At 68.0% G+C, this 16,374-nt stretch carries 9 protein-coding genes; all 9 read left to right on the top strand.

Going from position 1 to position 16,374, the window contains the following annotated elements:
• The first annotated feature begins 9 nt into the window (after positions 1-9).
• Positions 10-927, top strand: a complete 918-nt coding sequence (locus ACK8HH_RS01150; RefSeq protein WP_006897130.1) for a decaprenyl-phosphate phosphoribosyltransferase — start codon at positions 10-12, stop codon at positions 925-927.
• On the top strand, positions 914-3,007 hold the full coding sequence (locus ACK8HH_RS01155) for a hypothetical protein (RefSeq protein WP_412475473.1): 2,094 nt from the start codon (positions 914-916) through the stop codon (positions 3,005-3,007). Before ACK8HH_RS01150 ends, ACK8HH_RS01155 begins: the two co-directional genes overlap by 14 nt.
• A gap of 346 nt (positions 3,008-3,353) precedes the next feature.
• Positions 3,354-4,352, top strand: coding sequence for an alpha/beta hydrolase (locus ACK8HH_RS01160; protein ID WP_006897128.1), 999 nt, complete (start codon positions 3,354-3,356; stop codon positions 4,350-4,352).
• A 283-nt stretch (positions 4,353-4,635) separates the two neighbouring features.
• Positions 4,636-6,108, top strand: coding sequence for an alpha/beta hydrolase-fold protein (locus ACK8HH_RS01165; protein WP_278125768.1), 1,473 nt, complete (start codon positions 4,636-4,638; stop codon positions 6,106-6,108).
• A gap of 106 nt (positions 6,109-6,214) precedes the next feature.
• Positions 6,215-6,763, top strand: a complete 549-nt coding sequence (locus tag ACK8HH_RS01170) for a DUF732 domain-containing protein (protein WP_039867708.1) — start codon at positions 6,215-6,217, stop codon at positions 6,761-6,763.
• A complete protein-coding gene (locus tag ACK8HH_RS01175) occupies positions 6,757-7,740 on the top strand; it encodes a cutinase family protein (RefSeq protein WP_045539322.1) in 984 nt (327 codons plus the stop codon). The genes ACK8HH_RS01170 and ACK8HH_RS01175 overlap by 7 nt, the downstream gene beginning before the upstream one ends.
• Positions 7,741-7,883: 143 nt before the next feature.
• Positions 7,884-8,894: an LLM class F420-dependent oxidoreductase gene (locus ACK8HH_RS01180; protein WP_006897124.1), complete on the top strand. Its 1,011-nt coding sequence runs from the start codon at positions 7,884-7,886 to the stop codon at positions 8,892-8,894.
• Between the two features lie 114 nt (positions 8,895-9,008).
• A complete protein-coding gene (gene fadD32 / locus ACK8HH_RS01185) occupies positions 9,009-10,907 on the top strand; it encodes a long-chain-fatty-acid--AMP ligase FadD32 (protein ID WP_062367838.1) in 1,899 nt (632 codons plus the stop codon).
• 90 nt (positions 10,908-10,997) lie between these two features.
• Complete coding sequence (gene pks13, locus ACK8HH_RS01190; RefSeq protein WP_412475474.1) at positions 10,998-16,364, top strand: polyketide synthase Pks13; 5,367 nt, start codon at positions 10,998-11,000, stop codon at positions 16,362-16,364.
• Positions 16,365-16,374 lie beyond the last annotated feature (10 nt).

Here is a 16,374-nt window from a genome sequence, read left to right on the forward strand (position 1 = left end):
GAAGCACCGATGAGCGAGGAGCCGATCGAGCACGGCGTCCCCGGTCCGCCGAAGAATCTGGCGACGGGTCTGATCAAGGCACTCCGCCCGCGCCAGTGGGTGAAGAACGTCCTGGTCTTGGCGGCGCCGCTGGCGGCCGGAACCGAGGTCCTCAAGGATTCGGACCGGATGCTGAACGTCGGCATCGCGTTCATCTCGTTCTGCCTGGTCGCGTCGTCGATCTACCTCATCAACGACGCTCTCGACGTGGAAGCCGACCGCAACCATCCCACCAAGCGCTTCCGGCCCATCGCGGCGGGCGTGGTGCCGCGCAACCTCGCCTTCGTGCTCGCCGTGGTGCTGGCCGCCGGATCGATCGGCATCGCGTTCATCGCCAACTGGCAGACAGCCGTGACGATCGCGGTGTACCTGGGCGTGCAACTCGGTTACTGCTTCGGGCTCAAGCACCAGGCCGTCGTCGACATCTGCATCGTGTCGTCGGGCTTCCTGCTGCGCGCCATCGCCGGCGGCGTGGCCGCCGAGATCGACCTGTCCAAGTGGTTCCTGCTGGTGATGGCCTTCGGTTCGCTGTTCATGGCCGCGGGCAAGCGCTACGCCGAGTTGCAGCTGGCCGAGCGCACCGGGGCCAAGATCCGCAAGTCGCTCGAGTACTACACCACTACGTACCTGCGGTTCGTGTGGACGCTCTCGGCCACCGCCGTCGTCCTCTGCTACGGACTGTGGGCCTTCGACGGCATCCACTCGCAGAACGTCTATTACGCCATCTCGATGGTGCCGTTCACCGTCGCGATCCTCCGCTACGCCGTCGACGTCGACGGCGGCCAGGCCGGCGAGCCGGAGGACATCGCGCTCGGCGATCGGGTGCTGCAATTCCTTGCGGTGGCGTGGGTCGTGCTGGTGGGTGTTGCGGTCTATGTCCCGCTCTGATGAGTCCCGGTCCGATGATCCGACGACGGTGATCCCGGTCGTCTCCGACGACCCCGATGGCCCGGAGGCCCTCGACGAGCCCCGCGACGGCGGACGGCCCGCGAACCGCGGCGACCGGCGCAGGCTGATCGCACCGATCGCCAGCTTCTCGATCGGAGCCCTCGCCGTCACCGTGCTGTTCGCGATCGGTGCGTGGCAGCGCCGCTGGATCGCCGACGACGGCCTCATCGTCCTGCGCACCGTGCGCAACCTCCTCGCGGGCAACGGACCGGTCTTCAACGCCGGTGAACGGGTGGAGGCCAACACCTCCACCGCGTGGACCTACCTGATCTGGTTCTGGAGCTGGGTGACCGGCGCCGAGCACACCGAGTACGTCGCACTCTGGGTGGCGCTGGTGCTGTCGGTGGCCGCGCTGCCGCTCGCCATGTACGGCACGGCGCGCCTGTACGGTCGCCGGGTGCTCGGGCCGGGGCTCACACTGCTGCTGCCGTTGGGCGCGATCGTGTACATCGTGATTCCGCCCGCGCGCGACTTCGCCACGTCCGGCCTCGAGAACGGTCTGGTGATCTTCTGGATCGCCGCGCTGTGGTGCCAGTTCCTCGCCTGGGGCCGGCGTGACCCGGACGACGGGAGCCGGCGGTCGCGGATCGCCTTCCTGCTCCTGGCTTTCACCGCGGGCATGGCGCCGCTGATCCGTCCGGAGATCACGGTCTTCGGCGGACTGGTCCTGCTGGTGCTGTTCGTCTCGCGGATCGGCTGGCGCATGCGTGTGGCGATGGTGGTGGTCGCGGGAGCCGTCCCGATCGGCTATCAGATCTTCCGCATGGGCTACTACGCCGTCCTGGTGCCGAATCCGGCGATCGCGAAGGATGCGAGCGGTTCCAAGTGGAAGCAGGGCTTCGCCTACCTGGACAACCTGTTCACCCCGTACACCCTGTTGCTGCCGGTGATCGTCGCGATCGTGGCGGGCGTACTGCTCGCCGTCGGCGCGTACCTGGCTCGCCGCGAGGCTCCTCGGGCGGCGTCTGCCGTCTCGGCGGCCCCCGCCGACGATGCCGATGCGCCGGAGATCCTCGGGGCGCCGCCGGTCCCGCCGATGCAGCGGCTCCGTCGCACGTGGTCGTCGGCCGTCGACCACGTGCAGTCCCAGAACGCCGTCGTCGTCACGACGCTGGTGGCCGGGCTGATCCTCGGCCTGTACTGGATTCGGCAGGGCGGGGACTTCATGCACGGCCGCGTCCTGCTGGCGCCGCTGTTCATTCTGCTGCTGCCGGTGATGGTGATCCCGGTGACGATTCCCGCCTCGCTCTCCAGCGCGCGGTCGCGGTACCAGCTCGGCGCCGGGCTGCTGCTGCTCGGCGGCGTCGTCACCACCGTGTGGTGGGGGGTGGCGGTCAATCAGACCGTGCTGCCCAACGCCGGTATGGACATCGGCCGCGACGGCATCGTCGACGAGCGTCGCTTCTATGTGACGAACATGGGCAACGAGAACCCGATCACCGCAGAGGACTACCTCGAGTATCCGCGGATGCGCGCGATGGTCGAGAAGATCCGGCAGACCGAGGCCGCCGGAGGCGGGGTGATCCTCCCGTCGGCGAACTTCGACGAGTGGTACGTGGCTCCGCTGCCCGAGCACTTGAAGCCCGGGATCCCCAGACAGACCACGGTGTACTTCCTCAACCTCGGCATGACGAGCATGAACGCTCCGCTCGACGTCCGGGTGGTGGACCAGATGGGCCTGGCGTATCCGTTGGCGGCGCACACGCCGCGGCTGACCGACGGGCGCATCGGGCACGACAAGCATCTGCCGACCGAATGGGTGGTCGCCGAGAGCGGAAGCGTCTCGGGTTTCCCGGCGTTCATCGACCGGGACGAGGTGAAGATGGCCCGCGTGGCACTGACCTGCCCGATGACCGAAGCGCGATTCGCCTCGTACAAGGGCACCTGGACATTCGCCCGATTCCGGCACAACCTGCGGCAGGCCGCAGAGTTCAATTCCTACCGGATCGCCCGCGAACCGAAATACGAGATCGAGCGGTGCGGCTTGGCGATGCCCAAGGGGCTGACCTCGGATAACTGAGAGCCGCCTCAGGTGAAGCTGAGACGGACATGTGTCAGATAGCTCTCACCGATTGGCGGGCCAGATATCGAAACGGTAACGTCCTTGCTCGGTTGCACGATAGAAACGGCGTGGCCGCAACGAGGGTGAAGGCCCACGGAGCGGCTGTGCACAAGTCGACTGACCAGGCGATGTGATTGCGATCACAGGGTTTGGTGAGGGTGGGAGAGTCGAATAGGCTCGCTCTATCCAGTTGCAGATGTGACTTTTGTGACGTCAACGACGGTGCCCACGCGTGCCGAAGAGGTTCACAGGTGGTCTCAGGACCGCCGGTGAGTGCAAAGCAGAGTTAGGGAGAATGCAGTCAATGCGCGTAGCTAAGAGCAAACCGCAGGCCGGCCATCGCCGGTTCACCGCGGTCCTCGTCGCAGTGCTCACTGCCATGGGGCTGATGGGTACCGCCATCGGAGCGGGTCAGGCGAGCGCCGCGTCGTACGCGGGGTTCTGGATCGACGCCTGTGGCATGCCGACCAACGGCGCCTTCGGCAACAAGTCGATGGCCCCCGGTCAGGTGAAGGTGCAGGCCTGGCGCAAGCCCGGCAACACCCGCACGGTGATCCTGCTGGACGGAATGCGTGCGCGCTACGACCGCAGCGGCTGGGACATCGAGACCAACGCCCGCGCGATGGCCGATCGCGGCGTCAACGTCGTCATGCCGGTGGGCGGTCCCGCCAGCTTCTACACCGACTGGGATGCGCCGTCGAACTTCAACGGCCAGCGCAAGGCGTACAAGTGGGGCTGCGTGCTCGACAAGCGCCTCGTCCCGGCTCTGCGCAGCAAGGGTTTCGCGAGCAAGGGCGGCAAGTACGCCATCATGGGTCTGTCGATGGGCGGCGGTGCCGCGCTGACGCACGCCGCGCAGCGTCGTGACCTCTACTACGCGGCCGGCTCGCTGTCGGGCTACCTGACGCTGTCGGCGCCGGGCATGCGCACCGCGCTCCGTCTGGCCATGCTGGACGTGGAGCCGCAGCCGTGGAACGTCGACGCGATGTGGGGTCCGCCGTGGAGCCCGCGTTGGACGCAGAACGATCCGTTCATGCTCATCAACCGCATGCACGGCCTCAAGATCTTCGTCGGCTCGGGTAACGGTCTGTTCGGCCGCTACAACTACCCGCAGAACACCTTCGACGACCTGTTCAAGGGCACGCCGCTCGAGCTCCTGGCGTTCGCGCAGGCCAAGGCCTTCGAGGCTGCGGCCTTCGTCCAGGGAGTCCCGGTGATGTCGTACTCCGCCAACGGCACCCACGCCTGGGGCTACTGGAGCGACATGCTGTGGAACGCCAAGGCCCGGGGATTCTTCAACTGATCCCACTGGCCGCGCGCTAGAGCACATCTCGCCTGAGCCGCGACATCGCATCCGCGATGTCGCGGCTCAGTCCGTAGTCGGGCCGACTGTGGCCGGGCGGGGGCCGGGCGGGGCTGGTTCGGTCGCGTCATTCCGGGACGTCTTAGACACTTCAGTCACATAATTCACACGAGTCACAGCGTGGCGCGCACCGAACTGAGGATTTCCCGTGTAAAAACACGGGAGACGCCCGGTGTCGCGTGGGCGCGAGAAGGCACGGCCGGGGACTTGTGAGGAGTACGCAGTGAAGATCTGGACCAAGACGACGACCGCGAGACGAGGCGCGGCGAGTCTCGCCGTGGCCGTATCGATGGTCGCCGCCGGTGCGGGGCCCGCGTTCGCCGATCCGGCGCCCCAGCCGCCGCAGCAGGCGCCCGCCAAGCCGGCTCCCAAGCCCGCGCCCAAGCCGGGCGCCGACAAGCCCGCCCCCGCCAAGCCGGGCGCGAAGCCGGACGCCAAAACCGGCGACAAGCCGGGAGCCAAGCCCGCTCCGGCCAAGCCGGCACCGCCGGCCGTGGTCACCAAGACGTACTGGTACAGCTCGCACCGCGTGGCGCTGTGGGTGCACTCGCCCGCGATGAACACCGACATCCAGGTTCAGATCCTCCTGGCCCGCGACTGGTTCTCGAACCCGGGCGCCAAGTTCCCTCAGCTGACCATGCTGGACGGACTGCGGGCGCAGGACGACCAGAGCGGTTGGCTCATCAACACCAACGCCGAACAGTTCTATCAGGACAAGAACGTCAACGTGATCATGCCGGTCGGCGGAGAGTCGAGCTTCTACACCGACTGGAAGGAACCCGACCGCGGTAAGAACTACCAGTGGGAGACCTTCCTGATCCACGAGCTGCCGCCGATCCTCGAGGGACAGTGGCGATCCACCGACGTGCGCGGCATCGAAGGTCTGTCGATGGGCGGTTCGGCGGCGATGATGCTCGCTGCCCGCAACCCCGGCTTCTACCGGTTCGCGGCGTCCTTCTCGGGCATTCTCCAGCTGTCGTCGTACGGAATGCCGCAGGCCGTCCAGTTCGCCCTGCGCGACGGCGGCGGCTACGACTCGATGAAGATGTTCGGACCGCCGAGCGACCCGGCTTGGAAGGAGCACGACCCGTACGTGCTCGCATCCAAGCTGCGGGGCACCAGCCTGTACATCTCGTCGGGCAACGGCGTGGTGGGCCCCCACGACAAGCCCTCCGACATCCCGCTGTTGGCGACCAACTACTCCGGCGTGGGCCTGGAGGTCCTCTCTCGGGTCACCAGCCAGCAGTTCGCCTCCCGCCTCAACAAGCTGGGCATCCCGGGGCAGGCCGTCTACCGGCCGTCGGGTACGCACACCTGGCCCTACTGGGAGTTCGAAATGGCACAGGCGTGGCCGCAGGCCGCGAGCGCGCTGGGACTCAGCGGCGACAAGGTGGCGTGCCAGGTGGGCGACGCCTTCAAGAAGGCGCCGCAGGTCAAGGATCTCGGCGGCTGCCTCACCCCGCAGTACCCGGTGCCCGGAGGCAGTGCCCAGGACTTCCGCAACGGACGCATCTTCACCGGACCCAAGGGACCGAAGGTGGTCGGCGGCGCGATCGGCGGCGCGTACGTGCCCGCCGCGGACCGGTTGGGACTGCCGACCAGCGACGAGCAGACCGGCCGCGACGGCGTCAAGTTCAACACCTTCGAACGCGGCAAGATCACCTGGACTCCGCAGGGCGGTGCCCGGGTCGAGTGACCCGCACCACCACTGCCTGAGTTTCGTCTGAGGAATTGCCATGTCTTCGCAGGTGAACCCCTTTGCGCGGCGGGTCGGGCCGCTCGACGGCGGTAGGCTTGCCGTCATGACTGCCAAGTACCTCCGGCTCGCCGTCGCGGCGGGAGCGCTCGCCGTCGCGGTCGGCGCGCTCACCGCGTGCAGCGATTCGTCGACCGCGAGCGCCCCCATCGGCACCGCGCCAGTCACCACCACCACGATGCCCGGATCGGATTCGAGCAAGGCGTCCGCATCGGCTGAGGCGTCCAAGCAGGCCGAGAGCGGGGCGTCGAAGGCCGCCGTGTCGCCGCCCGAGACCAAGCCGAACTCGTCCACCACTCCGCCGGGCAACTTCCCGGGCGGATCACCGCCGCCGAGCGGCATCAAGCTGAGCGACAAGGACAAGGCGTATCTGACGGATCTGAAGAAGCAGAACGTCTCGTTCATGGGCGACGACGACAACAACGTGGCGCTGACCATGGGTCACTACGTGTGCGACGCGAAGTCGCAGAAGGCCGATCCCATGCTGGTGAAGGCGTACGTGCGTGCCGCGATCGGCCCGATGACCAAGAGTGACGCCGAGGCGAACACGAAGTCCGACAAGGTGATCACCGCGGCAGAGAAGAACCTGTGCTGAAGCGCCGCCGAATCGGGCGGCTGCTGCTGATCGTGCTCGTCCTCGCGATCGTCGCTGCGCTGCTGATCGGATTCCTGATCTATCAGTGGCTCAAGCCGCCGCCCCCTCCGCCGGGGCCCGGGCAGCCGGGCACCACCACCACGGCGCCGTCGAACCGTCCGCAGGCGCAACCGGCCGACTGTCCCGACGTGTTGACCCTGGTGATCCCGGGAACATGGGAGTCGAAGGCGGGCGACGATCCGTACCATCCCACCGCGAACCCGAAGTCGCTGATGCTGAAGGTCTCCTCGCCGCTGGAGGAGAAGTTCGATCGGTCGCGGACCGAGGTGTACACCGTGCCGTACAAGGCGCAGTTCCGAAATCCGACCAACCTGGCGGACCGTCAGGCGAGCTACGACGATTCGCGTGCTCAGGGCACCCGGCGTGCAGAGGAGAAGCTCCGCAAGACGCATGCGCACTGCCCGCTGACGCGGTACGTGCTGATGGGCTTCTCCCAGGGCGCGGTCATCACCGGCGATGTCGCGAGCGATATCGCCAACGGCCGCGGTCCTATCCCGGCGGCCGACCAGGACCTGGTCCTGGGCGTGGGGATGATCGCCGACGGCCGTCGTCAGCCGGGCGGTCAGCACGACGTGGCGCCGAGCCCGGCCGGTGTCGGCGCCGAGATCGCACTCGGCGGTTTCGGCAGCATGGTTCCCGGAACCACGCTGTCCGGCGCTCGCAGCGGCGGTTTCGGCGACCTCTCCGATCGCGTCTACTCGATCTGCGCGCCCGGCGACCTCATCTGCGATTCGCCGACCGTCAACGATCCGCTGAGTGCGATCGGCAAGCTGGCGAACGCGGCGGGCAACCCGGTGCACGCCCTGTACGCGACCACCCGGTACTGGAAGTCGAACAGCGGACAGAGCGCCACGCAGTGGATGACCGCGTGGGCCTCGAAGCTGATCTCCGGTGCGCCGCATCCCGAGCACACCTGAACCGGAGACCGGCTCCCCGAGACCCGCGCCGCCCGACAGGGGCGGTATCAGTGCCGGTCAGCTTGGGCGATGCGACTGCCTGCGATAGCCTTCTCGGGTTGGGGCCCGCGCAGCGGGCCGCAGACCTATGAGGAGAACGCTTCGTGACGACTGCCAAAGACTCGTCGACGCACACCGCCGACGGACTTCGGAAGTTCCGCTTCGGCGCGGGCGGCGAGGGCAACAAGGACGAGGGCGGCGCCCGGAAATTCGTCAAGCTCGCCCAGACCGCTGAAGAGTACGGGTACGACACCTTCGCGATACCGGATCACATGGGCAACCAGGTGGGGCCGCTCGCGGCCCTCGGTGCGCTCTCGCAGGCCACCAGCACCATCCGTCTCGCGACGTCCGTGCTGGCCAACGGTTTCCGGCATCCGGCCGTGCTGGCCAAGGAGGCCACCACCATCGACGTCCTGTCGAAGGGCCGGCTGGAGCTGGGCATCGGCTCGGGCTGGATGAAAGAGGAGTTCGACAAGGCGGGCATCGAATTCGGCACGCCCGGCGAGCGGATCCGCAGGCTCGACGAGTCGTTGACGATCCTGGACAAGCTGATGCGAGGCGAGACCGTCGACTTCGACGGCGAGTTCTACCAGATCAAGGGCCTCGAGGGGTCGCCTCGACCGCGCCAGGGGCCGCGACCGCCGATCGCGGTCGGCGGCGGAGGTCCCAAGATGCTCGCGCTCGCCGCCAAGCACGCCGACATCATCTCGGTGGCGACCGGCACCACCCGCGAGGGCAAGCTCCGGCTGTCGGACATGACGATCGAGAAGACCATCGAGCGCGTCGACCGGATCCGCGAGGCCGCCGGCGACCGGTTCGATCAGATCGAACTGAACTGGACCATCGCCACCATCGTCGTCACCGACGATCGCGTGGCCACCGCGGAGATGGCGCTCAAGGCTCTGGAGCAGGGGTATCCGCCGAACATCGCGCGCGATGTGGAGCTGACCGTCGACGACATCCTCTCGTCGCCGTACCTGGCCTTCGGCTCCTTCGAGGAGATCGCCGAGCAGATCCGTGAAGTCCGCCGCCGGACCACGATGAGCTACGTGGGAGTATTCCCGACGCAGATGGACGCGTTCGCGCCTGTCATCCCGCTTCTGCGGGGAGAGTAAACTGACCGAGGTTTTCGTACGTTCGGGGGGCTGGGCACCGTGGTGCCACGGGGGGACGCGTGCGGATCAATTGACCCAAGGCCGTGCAAGAGTGCGGGTAACAGGAGTTAACGGATGCTGAATACCGAGTTCGAGCAGTTCCTCGACGAGACCGGCAACCTCCATTTCGAGGACGACGTGACGCTGGTCGACTATGTCGAGCGCAACGTTCGGGAACAGGCCGACACCCTGGCCTACCGCTTCCTCGATTTCAGCCGGGAGCGGGACGGTGAGCGCATCGACCTCACCTGGGCGCAGTTCGGCAAGCGTCTGCGCGCCGTCGCCGCGCGGCTGCAGCAGGTGACGCAGCCGGGTGACCGGGTCGCGATCCTCGCGCCGCAGTCGCTGGAGTACGTGATCGGCTTCTTCGCCTCGCTGTACGCGAGCAATATCGCCGTGCCGTTGTTCAGTCCCGACGAGCCCGGCCACACCGACCGGCTGATCGGTGTCCTCGAGGACTGCAAGCCCTCGGCGATCCTCACCTCGACGAAATCGGCCGAGGCGGTGCGCGACTTCTTCGCCGACCGTCCGGCCAAGGAGCGCCCCCGCGTGATCGCGGTGGACGCGGTTCCCGACTCGGTGGGCGCCTCCTGGGTGCCGCCGGTGGCCGACCGGAACAGCCTCGACTCGGTCGCTTACCTGCAGTACACCTCCGGCTCGACCCGCGTGCCCGCCGGCGTGGAGATCACCTACCGGGCGGTGGCAGCGAACTGTCTGCAGATCTACGACACCATCGAGATCGACCGCAACGCCCGCGGCGTCACCTGGTTGCCGCTGTTCCACGACATGGGTCTGCTCACCGTGATCCTGCCCGCGCTGGGCGGCCGCTACGTCACGATCATGAGCCCGATGGCTTTCGTGCGCCGCCCGGGCCGCTGGATCCGCGAGCTGGCGGCGGTCGACGACCACGCCCCGACCTACGCCGCGGCCCCCAACTTCGCCTACGAGCACGCTGCGCTGCGCGGTCTGCCCCACGAGGGCGAGACGCTCGACCTGTCGAACGTGATCGGCCTGATCAACGGTTCCGAACCGGTCACCGTCAGTTCGATGCGCAAGTTCAACGAGGCCTTCGCGCCGTACGGGCTCTCGCCCAAGGCGATCAAACCCTGCTACGGCATGGCCGAGGCCACGCTGTTCGTCTCTGCCACCCAGCGCGACAACGAGGCGCTCGTCCGGTACGTCGACCGCGAGAAGCTAAATCAGGGCGAATTCGTGCCGGTCGACTCGGAGGCCGAGGGCGCCGTGGCGCAGGTCTCGTGCGGTCAGGTGGCGCTGAGCCAGTGGGCCGCCATCGTCGACCCGGAGACGGGCGAGGAGCAGGCCGACGGGCGGGTCGGTGAGATCTGGCTGAACGGACTGAACATCGGCGAGGGCTACTGGAACAAGGACGAGGAGACCGTCGAGACCTTCCACAACCGGCTGGCCAAGCGGCTCGAGAGCGGCAGCCACGCCGAGGGCGCACCCGACAACGACCGCTGGATGCGGACCGGCGACTTCGGCGTCTGGTACGAGGGCGACCTGTACATCACAGGGCGAGTCAAGGACCTGGTGATCGTCGACGGCCGCAACCACTACCCGCAGGATCTCGAGGCGAGCGCCCAGGAGGCGAGCGTCGCGATCCGTCCGGGCTTCGTCGCCGCATTCGCGGTGCCGGCCAACCAGTTGCCCGACGAGGTCTTCGAGGGCGGTTTCAGCGGACTCACCCGCGATCCCGACGACTCGTCCGAGCAGTTGGTGATCGTCGCCGAGCGTCCCGGACGCAAAGCCGACCCGCAGGAAGTGGCCGACGCCGTACGCGCGACCATCGCCGGCAGGCACGGCGTGATGGCCCGCGACGTGCTGCTGGTCCCGAACGGTTCCATTCCGCGCACGTCCAGCGGCAAGATCGCACGCCGCGCCACCAAGGCCGCGTACATCGACGGAACCCTGCGCGGCGGGTACCAGCAGACCGCGTTCCCCGACGCCGACGCATGAGACGGCGACCGGCCCGGTATGTCACGCCGTGACATACCGGGCCTTTTGCTGAGTAACGAAATGATTAACGCCACCGGTAGGCTGAATACGATGTCTGAAACTGAGAACACCGCGCCGTCTGACAGCACTGCGCCCTCCGACACCACTGGGCCCACCGAGCGCACCGGGCCCTCCGAGAGCACTGAGTCCCCGGCCGGCCGCGCCGTCTCGAACGGCGAGACCGTCGGCGACCTGACCGTCGACGAACTGCGCGACTGGCTCCGCAACTGGGTGTCGCGGGCCACGGGTGTGGCCGTCGAGCAGATCTCCGACGACCGCCCGATGGAGGAGTTCGGACTGGCCTCGCGGGACGCCGTCGCGCTCGCGGCCGACGTCGAGGACTTCACCGGGGTCATCCTCACCGCGACCGCCGCGTACAACCACCCGACGATCGCGTCGCTGGCCAAGCGGATCATCGAAGGCGATCCCGACGAGGGACTCGACGTCGAGGCCGACCGGTTCTGGGAGCGTGAGCGATCGGCCGACGACGATATCGCCATCGTCGGCCTGGCCACCCGGTTCCCCAAGGCGGGCACCACCCCGGAGTCGACCTGGGAGGCGCTGATCAGCGGCGTCGACGGCATCACCGATCTGCCGGACGACCGGTGGCTCGAGTTCAAGGCCGACCCGCGACTGGCCGAGGCCATCGAGAAGGGCAACGTCCGCGGCGGCTACCTGGACGACGTGACGGGCTTCGACGCCGACTTCTTCCAGATGAGCCCGCGCGAGGTGGAGAACGTCGACCCGCAGCAGCGGCTCGCACTGGAGCTGACGTGGGAGGCGCTGGAGCACGCGCACATCCCGCCGAGTGACCTGCGCGGTGGCCAGGTGGGCGTCTTCATGGGCACCTCGACCAACGACTACCAGTTGCTGGCGACCCTCGGGCTCGGCGAAGGCGCATCGGAGACGGCCGCGTACGCGCTGACCGGTACGGCGACGTCGATCATCGCGAACCGAGTGTCGTACTTCTTCGACTTCCACGGCCCGTCGCTCGCCATCGACACGGCGTGCTCGTCGTCGCTGGTCGCCGTTCACGAGGGCGTGCGCAGCCTGCGGAACGGTGATTCGGATGTCGTCATCGCCGGCGGCGTCAACATGCTCATCACCCCGGCCGCGACGCTCGGCTTCGACCAGATCGGCGCACAGGCGCCGGACGGTCGGATCAAGGCCTTCTCCTCGGACGCCAACGGCATGATCCGCGCCGAGGGCGGCGGCGTCTTCGTCCTCAAGCGGATGGCCGACGCCCGCCGCGACGGCGACACCGTTCTCGCGGTGATCGCCGGTTCCGCGGTCAACTCCGACGGACGCTCGAACGGCATCTTCGCGCCGAATCCCGAAGCCCAGGTGGAGGTGCTGCGCTCGGCGTACGCCGACGCCGCCATCGACCCGCGCACCGTCGACTACGTCGAGGCGCACGGCACCGGAACCGTGCTCGGCGACCCGATCGAGGCCGATGCGCTCGGCCGCGTGGTCGGTCGCGGCCGCAGCGGCGACGCGCCGATGCTGCTCGGCTCGGCCAAGACCAACTTCGGTCACATGGAGTCGGCGGCGGGCGCCGGTGCGCTCGCCAAGGTGGTGCTCTCGCTTCAGAACGACAGACTCCCCGCTTCGCTGAACTACGCGGGACCCAACCCGTACATCCAGTTCGAGGCCACTAACCTCCGGGTGATCACCGAACCGACCGAGTGGCCGCGGTACTCCGGGCACGCCGTCTCCGGTGTCTCCGGATTCGGTTTCGGCGGAACCAACGCGCACGTCGTGGTCCGCGAGGTGCTGCCGTCCGACTTCGAAGACCGCGCGGCCTCGCCCGCCGACGCCGACGCCGCCGCCGGGGTCCCGGTGCCCGACGATCTCGACGACGACTTCCTCACCGAGGCCGAGCGGGCGGTGCTCGCGGCTCAGGCCAAGCGTGAGCCGGTGGCCGCGGAGGCACCCGAGGCCGATCCGGCGGAGGGCTTCGCGCCGGCCGCCGTCCCCGGCGCTGTAGTGCCCCTGGTGATCTCCGGTTTTCTGGCCTCACGCCGGCGCAAGGCCGCCGCGGAGCTGGTCGAGTGGCTGGAGTCGGACGAGGGCAGGCAGACGCCGCTGGCGGAGATCGGCCGTGCCCTGGCTCACCGCAACCACGGCCGCACGCGCTCGGTGGTGATGGCTCGTACGTACGAGGACGCGGTCAAGGGCATGCGCGCGGTCGCCGAAGGTAAGTCGCTGCCCTTCGTCTACACCTGCGACTCTCCCGACGCCGCGTCCGCGGTGTGGTTGCTTTCCGGTTTCGGCTCGCAGCATCGCAAGATGGCCAAGCAGCTGTACACCGAGAACCCGGTGTTCGCGAAGTACGCCGACCGCGTCGACGCCTACATCCAGCGGGAGCTGGGGTATTCGATGGTCGAGATCTTCCTCGACGATGCGCGGACGTACGAGATCGAGACCGCGCAGATCGGCATCTACACGATCCAGGTGGCGCTGGCCGACACGATGCGCCACTACGGCGCCGAGCCCGGCGTCCTTGTTCCGCACTCGATGGGCGAGGCGTCGGCTGCCTACATCAGCGGCGGACTGTCGCTGGAGGACGCCACGCGGGTGATTTGCCAGCGTTCGCGCTTGATGGGCGAGGGCGAGGCGATGCTGACCGGCGACGCGGTGCGCTTCATGGCGTTGGTCGAGTACAGCGCGGAAGAAATCAACGACGTCCTCGTGGACTACCCGGACCTCGAGATCTGCGTCTACGCGGCTCCCACGCACACGGTGATCGGCGGTCCGGGACCGCAGGTGGACGCGATCGTGGCGCGTGCCGAGGCCGAGGGCAAGCTGGGCCGCAAGCTGCAGACCAAGGGCGCGAGCCACACCTCGCAGATGGACCCGCTGCTCGGTGAACTCTCCTACGAGATCACCGGCATCGAGCCGCAGCCGTTGAAGTACGGCGTCTACAGCTCGGTGGACCGCGAGACCTTCTACCGTCCGGGCACCCCCGACGTGTTCACGATCGACTACTACCTCAAGGGCCTGCGCCACAGTGTGTGGTTCGCCCAGGCGATCGCGAAGTCGGTGGAGGCCGGGCACCGCACGTTCGTCGAACTCTCGCCGAATCCCGCCGTCCTGATCTCGGTGGCCGCCACCACGTTCGGCGCCGGGGTGCACGACGCGGAGCTGATCGAGACGCTGCGCCGCAAGGAGGACGAGAGCTACGGGCTCGTCAACGCGCTGATGAAGCTGTACGTCCACGGGCATCCGGTGGATGTGGCGGCTCTGTTCGGCACTGGACCGGATCAGCGGTTCGCGAACATTCCGCGAACGCGGTTCGAGCGCAAGCCGTATTGGATCGATGCAGTGATCTCCGGTGGCTCGGGTGCCGGTTCGGTGCCGGGCGCGCACGTCGCGCTGCCCGACGGCAGGCACGCCTGGGAGGTCAACGCCGCGGCGGTCACCGATCCGCGGGAGCTGGTGCTCGCCGCGGCGAAGCAGGTGCTCGGTTCCGGCGCCGCGGTGGCGGCAGTCGAGTCTCTCGGTGATTTCCCGACCGACGGCACGGTCACGACCACGCTCACCGGCCACCCGGGTGGCGCGGCGATCAGTGTGCACGCCGGTCCGCAGGGCGGATTCGCGCTGCTCTACCAGGCCGCGGTGACCGGCGGCACGGTGCGCGAGCCGGTGCCGTCCGCGACCGGCGCGGACGCGCAGACGCCTGCCGAGGCCGCGAAGGCCTCCGGCTTCGTCGACGAGAAGGTGGTCGTCGAGGACGAGGTCGTCGACGTGATCGGCGACCGGTGGAGCCCGGACTCGGGAGAGAGCGTGGGCGACCGCCTCGCGGTCATCGTCGGTGAGTCGATGGGCTACGACCCCGAGGACCTGCCGCGGGAGATCCCCCTCATCGAACTGGGCCTCGACTCCCTGATGGCGGTTCGCATCAAGAACCGCGTCGAGTACGAGTTCGAGATCCCGCAGCTGCAGCTGCAGGCGATGCGACAGGCTGATCTGTCGGACGTCGAGAAGTTCGTCGCCTTCGCGGTCACCCACCGCGATCAGCTCGACGACCTGGAGAAGGCCACCGGCGGCGGAGAACTCGACACCGCCGCGCTGAACGCCTACATCGATGCGGAACTGGCCAAGGATGCTTTGAAGGGACAGGCGCCCGATGCGCCGGAGCCTGCAGAGCAGGTCGAGCCCGTTGAGCCGACGACGAGCGCGAGCGAGGAGTCGAGTCGGAGCCAGGTGACCGAAGCGCCCAAGATGGCCGAGACCGCCACCGACACCCCGCCCGCACAGGCTCCCACCATCACCGACCAGGCGTCGGTTGCGGAGGCCTCGGGCACCGATGTGCCGCCGCGCGATGCTGCCGAACGCCTGACCTACGGTGCGTACGCGGTGGTGACCGGCAAGTCGGCCGGTGGCGTCTTCAACAAGCTGCCGGTGCTCGACGACGAGACCGCGGAGAAGCTCACCGAGCGGCTGAACGAGCGCACCGGAGGCGAGATCGACGTCGAGGACGTCCTCGATTCGGAGACGATCGAGGAGCTCTCGAACTACGTCCGTCAGCACATGGAGGCGTCTGCCGACATCGACGGCTTCGTGCGGTTCCTGCGTGTCCCGAAGAATTCCGACGGCACGCCGAAGCACACGTTCGACACCGCCGCGGGCGACCCGACGCCGATGCTGGTGTTCCACCCCGCGGGCGGCAACACCTCGGCCTACGAGGCACTGCTCAAGCGGCTGCCGGACGACCAGCCGGTGATCGGCTTCGACCGAGTCGAGGGCACCATCGAAGAGCGGGTACGGCAGTACATGCCGCGCCTGCGCGAGGTGCAGCCGCACGGTCCGTATGTGCTGGTGGGCTGGTCTCTGGGCGGGGCGCTGGCCTACGGCGCCGCACAGCTGCTCCGCGAGGAGGGCGAGGAGATCGCCTTCGTCGGACTGATCGACGTGGTGCGCCCGACCCGGGACGTGCCCGACACCCCGGAGAACAAGCGAGCGCGGCTGGAGCGTTGGAAGGCGTTCGCGATCAAGACCTACGGGCTCGACGAGGACGTGCCGATCCCGATGGACCGGCTCGTCGCCGCCGACGACAACGAGCAGTTCGCGATCATCACCGAGATGATGTCGATGTCGGGGACCAAGATTCCGGGCGGGATCATCGAGCATCAGCGGACGTCGTTCCTCGACAACCGTGCGCTCACCGAGATCGATCCCACTCCGTACGACGGCAAGGTGGTGCTCTACCGCGCGGACAAGATGCACGACGGAGCCATCGAACTCGAGCCGCAGTGGGCCGAGATCGATGAGGACGGGCGCTGGGGCGAGGTGGTGGACGATCTGGAGATCATTCACATCGGCGGCGACCACCTGGCCATCGTGGATGAGCCCTACGTCGCGAAGGTCGCAGCCGACCTGGCCCGCCGCATGGCAGATATCAGTACCGAGAAGTGACGGAAAGGGC

The organism is Gordonia sp. LUNF6, assembly GCF_047041125.1.
GTDB classification, from domain to species: Bacteria; Actinomycetota; Actinomycetes; order Mycobacteriales; family Mycobacteriaceae; genus Gordonia; species Gordonia sihwensis.

What these genes read in the sequence shown, in the direction of transcription:
- ACK8HH_RS01150 (WP_006897130.1), top strand. Translation starts at nt 10, where the DNA reads ATGAGCGAGGAGCCGATCGAGCACGGCGTCCCCGGTCCGCCGAAGAAT.
- ACK8HH_RS01155 (WP_412475473.1), top strand. Translation starts at nt 914, where the DNA reads ATGTCCCGCTCTGATGAGTCCCGGTCCGATGATCCGACGACGGTGATC.
- ACK8HH_RS01160 (WP_006897128.1), top strand. Translation starts at nt 3,354, where the DNA reads ATGCGCGTAGCTAAGAGCAAACCGCAGGCCGGCCATCGCCGGTTCACC.
- fadD32 (WP_062367838.1), top strand. Translation starts at nt 9,009, where the DNA reads ATGCTGAATACCGAGTTCGAGCAGTTCCTCGACGAGACCGGCAACCTC.
- ACK8HH_RS01170 (WP_039867708.1), top strand. Translation starts at nt 6,215, where the DNA reads ATGACTGCCAAGTACCTCCGGCTCGCCGTCGCGGCGGGAGCGCTCGCC.
- pks13 (WP_412475474.1), top strand. Translation starts at nt 10,998, where the DNA reads ATGTCTGAAACTGAGAACACCGCGCCGTCTGACAGCACTGCGCCCTCC.